The 9,254-nt window shown below is 58.0% G+C and carries 7 protein-coding genes, 1 tRNA gene and 1 pseudogene; all 9 read right to left on the reverse strand.

Going from position 1 to position 9,254, the window contains the following annotated elements; all coding sequences use genetic code 11:
* A pseudogene (locus GPS82_RS11845) lies at window positions 1-1,155 on the reverse strand (DNA-directed RNA polymerase subunit beta'); the annotation flags it as partial.
* 12 nt (window positions 1,156-1,167) lie between these two features.
* Window positions 1,168-5,280, reverse strand: a complete 4,113-nt coding sequence (gene rpoB, locus GPS82_RS11850; RefSeq protein ID WP_296494947.1) for a DNA-directed RNA polymerase subunit beta — start codon at window positions 5,278-5,280, stop codon at window positions 1,168-1,170.
* A 239-nt stretch (window positions 5,281-5,519) separates the two neighbouring features.
* Window positions 5,520-5,894, reverse strand: coding sequence for a 50S ribosomal protein L7/L12 (rplL, locus tag GPS82_RS11855; protein ID WP_296494948.1), 375 nt, complete (start codon window positions 5,892-5,894; stop codon window positions 5,520-5,522).
* A gap of 42 nt (window positions 5,895-5,936) precedes the next feature.
* On the reverse strand, window positions 5,937-6,458 hold the full coding sequence (gene rplJ / locus GPS82_RS11860; protein ID WP_296494950.1) for a 50S ribosomal protein L10: 522 nt from the start codon (window positions 6,456-6,458) through the stop codon (window positions 5,937-5,939).
* Window positions 6,459-6,712: 254 nt separating this feature from the next.
* Entirely contained in the window at window positions 6,713-7,408 is a 696-nt protein-coding gene (gene rplA, locus GPS82_RS11865; protein WP_296494952.1) for a 50S ribosomal protein L1, read from the reverse strand.
* Window positions 7,409-7,840, reverse strand: coding sequence for a 50S ribosomal protein L11 (gene rplK, locus GPS82_RS11870; RefSeq protein ID WP_296494958.1), 432 nt, complete (start codon window positions 7,838-7,840; stop codon window positions 7,409-7,411).
* A gap of 188 nt (window positions 7,841-8,028) precedes the next feature.
* Complete coding sequence (gene nusG, locus GPS82_RS11875) at window positions 8,029-8,616, reverse strand: transcription termination/antitermination protein NusG (RefSeq protein ID WP_296494960.1); 588 nt, start codon at window positions 8,614-8,616, stop codon at window positions 8,029-8,031.
* Between the two features lie 23 nt (window positions 8,617-8,639).
* Window positions 8,640-9,023 carry a preprotein translocase subunit SecE gene (gene secE, locus GPS82_RS11880; RefSeq protein ID WP_296494962.1) on the reverse strand — a complete coding sequence of 128 codons (384 nt, stop codon included), beginning with the start codon at window positions 9,021-9,023 and terminating at the stop codon, window positions 8,640-8,642.
* Window positions 9,024-9,134: 111 nt separating this feature from the next.
* Window positions 9,135-9,210, reverse strand: a tRNA-Trp gene (locus tag GPS82_RS11885).
* Window positions 9,211-9,254 lie beyond the last annotated feature (44 nt).

Raw genomic sequence — 9,254 nt, forward strand, 5'->3', positions numbered from 1 at the left:
GGCTTCCAGGCGCGCAAAGATGAAGGGCTTGAAGAGTTCAAGCGCCATCAGCTTGGGCAGACCGCACTGGTGCAGTTTGAGCGTGGGGCCCACCACAATGACCGAACGGCCAGAATAGTCGACGCGCTTGCCCAGCAAGTTCTGACGGAAACGACCGCCCTTGCCCTTGATCATGTCGGCCAGCGACTTGAGCGCGCGCTTGTTGGCGCCAGTCATGGCCTTGCCGCGGCGGCCGTTGTCGAGCAGTGAGTCAACCGCTTCCTGCAACATGCGCTTTTCATTGCGCGCAATGATTTCAGGCGCCTTGAGTTCGAGCAGGCGGCGCAGACGGCTGTTGCGGTTGATGACGCGGCGGTACAGGTCGTTCAAATCAGACGTGGCAAAACGGCCACCGTCCAGCGGCACGAGCGGGCGCAGGTCCGGCGGCAAAACGGGGAGCACATCGAGCACCATCCACTCGGGCTTGATGCCCGATTTCTTAAATGCTTCCAGCAGCTTGAGGCGCTTGGTGTTTTTCTTGATCTTGAGCTCGGAGCCGCTCGGGTCATTGCGCAGCTTCTCAATGGAGCTGTCGATGTCGAGGTTTTGCAGCAAATCCTTGACGCCTTCGGCACCCATCTTGGCCTGGAACTCGTCGCCGTATTCCTTGAACTTGGCGTCGAAGTCGTCTTCCGACATGATGCTGTACTTCTTCAGCGGGGTCATGCCGGGGTCGGTCACCACGTAGGCTTCGAAGTACAACACACGCTCGATGTCGCGCAGCGTCATGTCCAGCACCAGACCCAAGCGGCTGGGCAGGGACTTCAGGAACCAGATGTGGGCGCAGGGCGCGGCCAGGTCGATGTGACCCATGCGCTCACGGCGCACCTTGGTCTGGGTGACTTCAACGCCGCATTTCTCGCAGATGACACCGCGGTGCTTGAGGCGCTTGTACTTGCCGCACAGGCATTCGTAGTCCTTGATGGGGCCAAAGATCTTGGCGCAAAAAAGACCGTCACGCTCGGGCTTGAAGGTGCGGTAGTTGATGGTTTCCGGCTTTTTGACTTCGCCAAAAGACCAGGAGCGGATTTTCTCGGGCGAAGCCATGCCAATCTTGATGGCATCAAAATGCTCATCGGGCGTGAATTGCTTGAACAGGTCGAGTAATGATTTCATGGTGTGTCCTTGTTAGCTGCGTTCCAGCTCGATATCCAAACCGAGCGAACGAATTTCCTTGACCAGCACGTTGAACGACTCCGGCATGCCGGCTTCGATCGAGTGTTCACCCTTGACGATGCTCTCGTAGACCTTGGTGCGGCCCTGCACGTCGTCAGACTTGACGGTGAGCATTTCCTGCAAGGTGTAGGCAGCACCGTAAGCTTCCAGCGCCCACACTTCCATTTCACCAAAACGCTGGCCACCGAACTGGGCCTTGCCGCCCAGCGGTTGCTGCGTGACCAGGCTGTAGGGGCCGGTGGAGCGGGCATGCATCTTGTCATCCACCAAGTGGTGAAGTTTGAGGTAATGCATGTAGCCGACCGTGACCGGGCGCTCAAAGCGGTCGCCGGTGCGGCCGTCGTACAGGTAGGCCTGGGTGCGGGTGGGCGTCAGGCCCTTGGCTGTGGCCACGTCATCGGGGTAGGCCAGCTTGAGCATGGCGCGGATCTCGTCTTCGGAGGCACCGTCAAACACCGGCGTGGCAAACGGCATGCCGCTGGTCAGGTTCTCGGCCATGGCAAGCAACTGGCCATCGTCGAGCTGAGCCAGGTCTTCCTTGCGGCCGGTGCTGTTGTAGATTTCGCCCAGGAATTCGCGCAGCTCAGCGACCCGGCTTTCATGCTGCAGCATGTCACCGATGCGCTGGCCAATACCCTTGCCAGCCCAGCCCAGGTGAACTTCGAGCACCTGCCCGACGTTCATCCGCGACGGCACGCCGAGCGGGTTCAGCACAATATCGCAAGGCGTGCCGTCAGCCATGTGCGGCATGTCTTCCACCGGCACAATCTTCGACACCACGCCCTTGTTGCCGTGGCGACCGGCCATCTTGTCACCGGGTTGCAGGTGGCGCTTGACGGCCACATAGACCTTGACCATCTTCAGCACGCCCGCGGGCAGCTCGTCGCCCTGCGTGAGTTTCTTGCGCTTTTCTTCAAAAGCCAAATCGAAGCGGTGACGGGTTTGCTCCAGCGAGTTCTTGATGCTTTCCAGCTGTGCCGACACATCGTCGTCTGCCGGGCGGATGTCGAACCAGTGGAACTTCTCGACCGCGGCCAGGTAGGCAGCGTCGATCTTGCTGCCCTTGGCCAGCTTTTGCGGGCCGCCGTTGGCAGCTTTGCCCACCAGCAGTTTCTCGATACGGGCAAAGGCATCGGCCTCGACAATGCGCAACTGGTCGTTCAGGTCCAGGCGGAAGCGCTTGAGCTCGTCGTCGATGATTTGCTGGGCGCGGCGGTCACGGGTGATGCCTTCGCGGGTGAACACCTGCACGTCGATGACCGTGCCCTGCGAGCCCTGGTCCACGCGCAGCGAGGTGTCTTTCACGTCGCTGGCTTTTTCGCCAAAGATGGCGCGCAGCAGTTTTTCTTCCGGTGTCAGCGTGGTTTCGCCCTTGGGCGTGACCTTGCCGACCAGTGTGTCACCGGGCTGCACTTCAGCACCGACGTAGATGATGCCCGACTCGTCCAGACGGTTGAGCTGCTGCTCGCTGAGGTTGGGAATGTCACGCGTGATTTCCTCGGCACCCAGCTTGGTGTCGCGCGCCATGACCACCAGTTCCTCGATATGGATCGAGGTGTAGCGGTCTTCGGCCACGACACGCTCGCTGATCAAAATCGAGTCTTCGAAGTTGTAGCCGTTCCAGGTCATGAAGCCGATGAGCATGTTTTGGCCCAGCGCCAGTTCACCGAGGTCGGTGGAGGCGCCGTCGGCGATCACATCACCCTTGGCCAGCTGGTCGCCTTTTTTGACGATCGGGCGCTGGTGGATGTTGGTGTTCTGGTTGGAACGCTGGTACTTGATGAGGTTGTAGATGTCCACACCCACTTCACCGGCCTGCGCCTCGGCGTCATTGACGCGGATCACGACACGGGTGGCGTCGACATAGTCGACCACACCGCCACGGGTGGCGACCACCACGGTGCCGGAGTCAATGGCGGCAACACGCTCGATACCGGTGCCGACCATCGGCTTTTCAGGGCGCAGGATGGGCACGGCCTGGCGCGACATGTTGGCGCCCATCAAGGCGCGGTTGGCGTCGTCGTGCTCCAGGAACGGAACCAGCGAGGCCGCCACCGACACGATCTGCGCCGGTGACACGTCCATGTACTGCACACGATCGGCGGCCACCATGATCGTTTCGCCGGCTTCACGCGCCGAGATCAGCTCGCCAGTGAGGCGGCCTTCCTTGTCGAGCACCGCATTGGCCTGGGCAATTACGTACTTGCCTTCTTCGATGGCCGAAAGGTAGTCGATGTCCATCGTGACCTTGGCGTCGACCACACGGCGGTACGGGGTTTCAATGAAACCGTAGTCGTTGAGGCGGGCGTACAGGGCCAGCGAGTTGATCAGACCGATGTTCGGACCTTCAGGCGTTTCAATCGGGCAGACACGGCCGTAATGGGTGACGTGCACGTCACGCACCTCAAAGCCGGCGCGTTCACGCGTCAAACCACCCGGGCCAAGCGCCGAGACACGACGCTTGTGCGTGATCTCGGACAGCGGGTTGGTCTGGTCCATGAACTGGGACAACTGCGAGGCACCGAAGAACTCTTTCAGGGCTGCCGAAATCGGCTTGCTGTTGATCAGGTCATGCGGCATCAGCGGCTCTTGCTCGGCCTGGCCCAGACGCTCCTTGACGGCCTTTTCAATGCGCGCCAAACCCATGCGGTACTGGTTTTCGGCCAGCTCGCCGACGCAGCGCACGCGGCGATTGCCGAGGTGGTCGATGTCATCAACCTGGCCGTGGCCGTTGCGCAAGTCAACCAGCACCTTGACCACGGCCAGGATGTCTTCGTTGGTCAGCACCATCGGGCCGGTGGATTCCGGGCGGCCCATCTTGGCGTTGAACTTCATGCGGCCAACGCGCGACAGGTCGTAGGTGTCGGGGTTGTAGAACAGGCGCTGGAACAGGGCCTGCACGGCGTCTTCGGTCGGTGGCTCGCCGGGGCGCATCATGCGGTAGATGGCGACACGGGCGGCAAACTCGTCGGCGGTTTCGTCGGTCCGCAGGGTTTGCGAAATGTAGGCGCCCTGGTCGAGTTCGTTGGTGTAGATGCAGGCCAGATCCTGCACACCGCTGGTGCGAAGCTTCTTGAGCAGCACTTCGGTGAGTTCTTCGTTGGCCTTGGCGAGGATTTCACCGGTTTCGGCGTCGACCACGTTGCGGGCCACGACGCGGCCAACCAAAAAGTCTTCGGGCACCGAGATATGGGTGGTTTCGGACTGCTCGAGCTCGCGGGTGTGGCGGACGGTGACGCGTTTTTCCTTGGCCACGATGACCTTGCCGCTCTTGTCGGTGATGTCAAAGCGGGCCACTTCACCGCGCAGGCGCTCGGCTACAAATTCCATCTGGGCACCACTGTCCATCAGGCGGAAATTGTCATTGACAAAGAAGTTGGCGAGGATCGACTCGTTGTTCAGGCCGATGGCCTTGAGCAAAATCGTGACCGGCATCTTGCGGCGACGGTCGACGCGGAAATACAGGATGTCCTTGGGGTCGAACTCGAAGTCGAGCCAGGAACCGCGGTAGGGGATGATGCGTGCTGAGAACAGCAGCTTGCCCGAGCTGTGGGTCTTACCCTTGTCGTGCTCGAAAAACACGCCGGGTGAACGGTGCAGCTGCGACACGATGACACGCTCGGTGCCGTTGATGACGAACGAGCCTTTTTCAGTCATCAGGGGCACTTCGCCCATGTAGACTTCTTGTTCCTTGACTTCCTTGACCACCTTGTTTTGCGAGGTGGACGACTCGCGGTCATAAATGATCAGTTGCACACGGGCCCGCACGGCAGACGAATAGGTCAGGCCGCGGGTCTGGCATTCACGCACATCAAACGCTGGTTTCGCAAGGTTGTAGTCGAGGTACTTCATCTCGACAAAACCGTTGTGCGAAACGATCGGGAACGCGGCGTTGAAGGCCGCCTGGAGGCCTTCGTCAGTCCGTTTTTTGGGGGAAATGCTCATCTGCAAAAAGGCCGTGTAGGCATCTTTTTGCATTTGCAGCAGGTAGGGGATCTCCAGCACGCTGTCGCGGCTGCCAAAATTTTTACGTATCCGTTTGCGTTCGGTGTATGAATAAGCCATGAAATCTCCGGGCAAATGAGGACTGGAAGGGTCCTGGACGACGTTATCGCTTGGTGATTGGCCACTACCAATCAATGGCGGACAGTTGCACCTTGCATGCAACCCGAACCAAGGTATCTTCTGCTGTCGGGGTTAGAAGACACTGGTAAACGAATGTTTGACCCGTTTACCGGTGTGTTCTGCAAAAACACCAAAGGCTGGAGGCCTGTGACAGCACTCCAGCCCCAGGGAAAACTCAATTACTTGAGTTCGGCCTTGGCACCAGCGTCAAGCAGCTTCTTCAAAGCGGCATCAGCATCAGCCTTGGAAACGCCTTCCTTGACGTTCTTCGGCGCGCCGTCCACCATGTCTTTGGCTTCCTTGAGGCCCAGACCGGTGATCTCGCGCACAGCCTTGATGACTGACACTTTTTGCGCGCCAGCTTCAAGCAGAACCACGTTGAATTCGGTCTTTTCTTCGACCACGGCAGCAGCAGCGCCACCGCCAGCAGCGGGTGCAGACATGGCTGCAGCGCTGACACCAAACTTCTCTTCGATGGCTTTCACCAGGTCGTTGAGTTCCATGACCGTCATGCTGTCGAGCGCGGTCAAAAATGCGTCTTTATCGAATGCCATTTTGTTTCCTAACAATTGATTAATTTCTGTGCATTGCAAGCGTTACGCTGCAACGGCCTCTGCGGGGGCTTCTGCGCCGCCGCCCTTTTGCTCTGCCAAAGCCGCCATGACACGCGCAATGCGTGAAATGGGAGACTGCATCAAGCCCAACAACTGTGCCAGCAACACTTCCTTGGAAGGAATGCTTGCCAATTGCTTCACGCCGTTCACGTCCAGCGCCTTGCCCGCAAATGCACCTGCGCGAATCACCAACTTGTCGTTGGTCTTTGCGAAGTCAGCCACCACTTTCGCGGCAGCCACAGCATCTTCGGAAAAGCCGTAGATCAGCGGACCGGTCATCTGGTCGGACACCACCTCAAAACCGCTACCTGCGACAGCACGGCGGGCCAGGGTGTTTTTCAACACACTCAGGCTGACGCCATTGCTGCGCGCAATGGTGCGCAATTTGGTCATGTCGGCGACCGTGATGCCACGGTATTCCGCTATCACGAGCGTTTGAGCTTTAGCGGCGAGGCCAGTCACTTCACTGATGACCGCTTCTTTCTCACTGCGATTTAAACTCAAGGTCAACTCCTTAAAAAAGTACCCGTTTGTGCTGTTAGCAACGTCACGTCAGGGCACACCATATTGCAGCGACCAACTGTTAGGGAACTTTTAAATTCTTTGGCAGCGGGATCGCCATCTGCGTTGGCGGTCATTGATTAAGTGCTTTGCCCAAGGGCTCGGCACACCAACGGTCTTGGATGGCCTGCGGCAGCATTGAAGCCACCGCAGCCCACCACGTCAGGCCACCCTTTCGGACAGCCCAATTTCTTGCATTACGCGTTAATCGATTGCAGGTCGACACGCACGCCAACACCCATGGTGCTGGAGACGGCAGCCTTGCGCAAGTACAGACCCTTGCTGGTAGCAGGCTTGGCTTTCACCAGCGCATCAACCAGAGCAGCCAGGTTGCCTTGCAGCTTGTCGCTGTCAAAGGAACGACGGCCAATGGTGGAATGCACAATGCCGGCCTTGTCAACACGGAACTGCACCTGACCCGCCTTGGCGTTTTTAACCGCGGTGGCCACGTCAGGGGTGACGGTACCGACCTTGGGGTTGGGCATCAGGCCGCGCGGGCCGAGGATCTGACCCAAAGTACCCACAACGCGCATGGCGTCCGGGGCGGCAATGACCACGTCAAAGGGCATGTCGCCAGCCTTGATCATGGCAGCCAGGTCGTCCATACCGACGATGTCGGCACCGGCTGCCTTGGCTTCTTCAGCCTTGGCACCCTGGGCAAACACGGCAACGCGTTTGGTCTTGCCGGTGCCGTTGGGCAACACGACAGCGCCACGCACCACCTGGTCAGATTTTTTGGCGTCAATGCCGAGTTGCACCGCCACGTCGATGGATTCATCAAACTTGGCCGTGGCAAATTCTTTCACCAAACCCAGAGCGTCGCCAATCGCGTACAGCTTGCCGCTGTCCACTTTGCCTTGCTGGGCTTTTTGTTTTTTAGTCAAGCGCGCCATTTAAACACCCTCCACAGTCACACCCATCGAGCGGGCTGAGCCGGCGATGGTACGAACCGCTGCATCCATGTCGGCAGCAGTCAGGTCCTTGATTTTGGTCTTGGCGATTTCTTCGAGCTGGGCCCGGGTGATCTTGCCAACTTTGGTTTTGAGCGGGTTGGCCGATCCCTTGTCAATCTTGACCGCTTTCTTGATCAGGATCGATGAGGGCGGCGACTTGATGACAAAAGTGAAACTCTTGTCAGCAAAGGCCGTGATCACCACTGGCAGTGGCAAGCCGGGCTCGATACCTTGGGTCTGGGCATTGAATGCCTTGCAGAATTCCATGATGTTCAAGCCACGCTGACCCAGGGCCGGGCCGATGGGTGGGGATGGGTTGGCTTTACCAGCTGGCACTTGCAGCTTGACAAAACCGACGATTTTTTTCGCCATGTTTAACTCCTTACGGGTGATAGCGCCTCAATTTGCAAAATGCAAACCTGCGGCTCCCCGAGGTTGACGACTCACTTCAAACATTCGCACCGAGTCGGAAAGGCACGAAATACTACAAATGCATCTGATCAGTTGGGGTCAGAGCACGTTGCTGCGCAAGTGGTCTGACCCGCAATATTTCAGGTTTCTCAGGCTTTCTCCACCTGCGAAAACTCAAGCTCAACCGGTGTCGCGCGACCAAAGATGGTGACCGCCACACGGACTTTGCTTTTCTCGTAATTGACTTCTTCCACCGAGCCATTGAAGTCTGCAAAAGGACCATCCTTGACCCGCACATACTCACCGACCACAAATTCAACTTTGTGACGCGGCTTCTCGGTGCCCTCTTGCATCTGGCTGACGATTTTCTGCACCTCGGCCTCGGAAATGGGCGACGGACGCGTTTTGCCTCCGCCCACAAAGCCGGTCACCTTGTTGGTGTGTTTGACCAGGTGCCAGGTGTCGTCATTCATGACCATTTCAACCAGCACATAGCCTGGAAAGAATTTGCGCTCAGTGGTTTTTTTCTGGCCGTTCTTGATTTCGACCACTTCTTCCATGGGCACCAGAATACGGCCAAACTTGTCTTGCATGCCGGCACGGTTGATGCGCTCCAGAATGTTGCGCTCGACCGCCTTTTCCATGCCGGAATAGGCATGAACCACATACCAGCGCAGGTCAGGATTCACCGCTGCCGCCACGGGCGTTGCCGGCACGCCGTCTTGCGCATCTTCCATTGGGGTTTCCACCACATCTGTCATTATTTTCTCCACCCCAAAATAAGGTCATAAAAGACCCATTCCAGTGTTTTGTCGGTCAACCACAAAAAGAGCGCCATGATGAAAACAAAACCAAACACGTACAACGTCATCTGGATCGCTTCTTTGCGGGCGGGCCAAACCACTTTGCGGGTCTCACGCACAGCGTCCTGGGCAAAGGCAGTCAGCGCCTTGCCCGATTCCGACATCAAATAAACAACAACAGCCATGGCCAGGCAAGCCAGCAAAGCCAGCCACTGAAACAGCGGGCCTTGCTTGCTCAACGCGTAATAGGCAACCAGGGCGGCGATCACCAAGGCAACCGCGGCCGCAAGCTTGGCTTTTTCGGCAGCGGTACTGACAGTTTGAACTTGAGGGGTGGCCATGTTGTGTTGATATTGCCTGTTTAAACTAGCACTAAAGATCTGTGTTCCCAAGATGCACAAGCCCGCCAGGTGAGTAGCGGGCTTTTTGAACACCTGACAGGATGGGTCAGGTGGCAGGGGCAGTAGGAATCGAACCTACAACCTTCGGTTTTGGAGACCGACGCTCTGCCAATTGAGCTATGCCCCTTCGATTATTCCAAGTGCGATGAATTAAGCAATCACCTTGGCCAC

The sequence above is a fragment of the Rhodoferax sp. genome (assembly GCF_011391645.1).
Taxonomy (GTDB): domain Bacteria; phylum Pseudomonadota; class Gammaproteobacteria; order Burkholderiales; family Burkholderiaceae_C; genus Rhodoferax.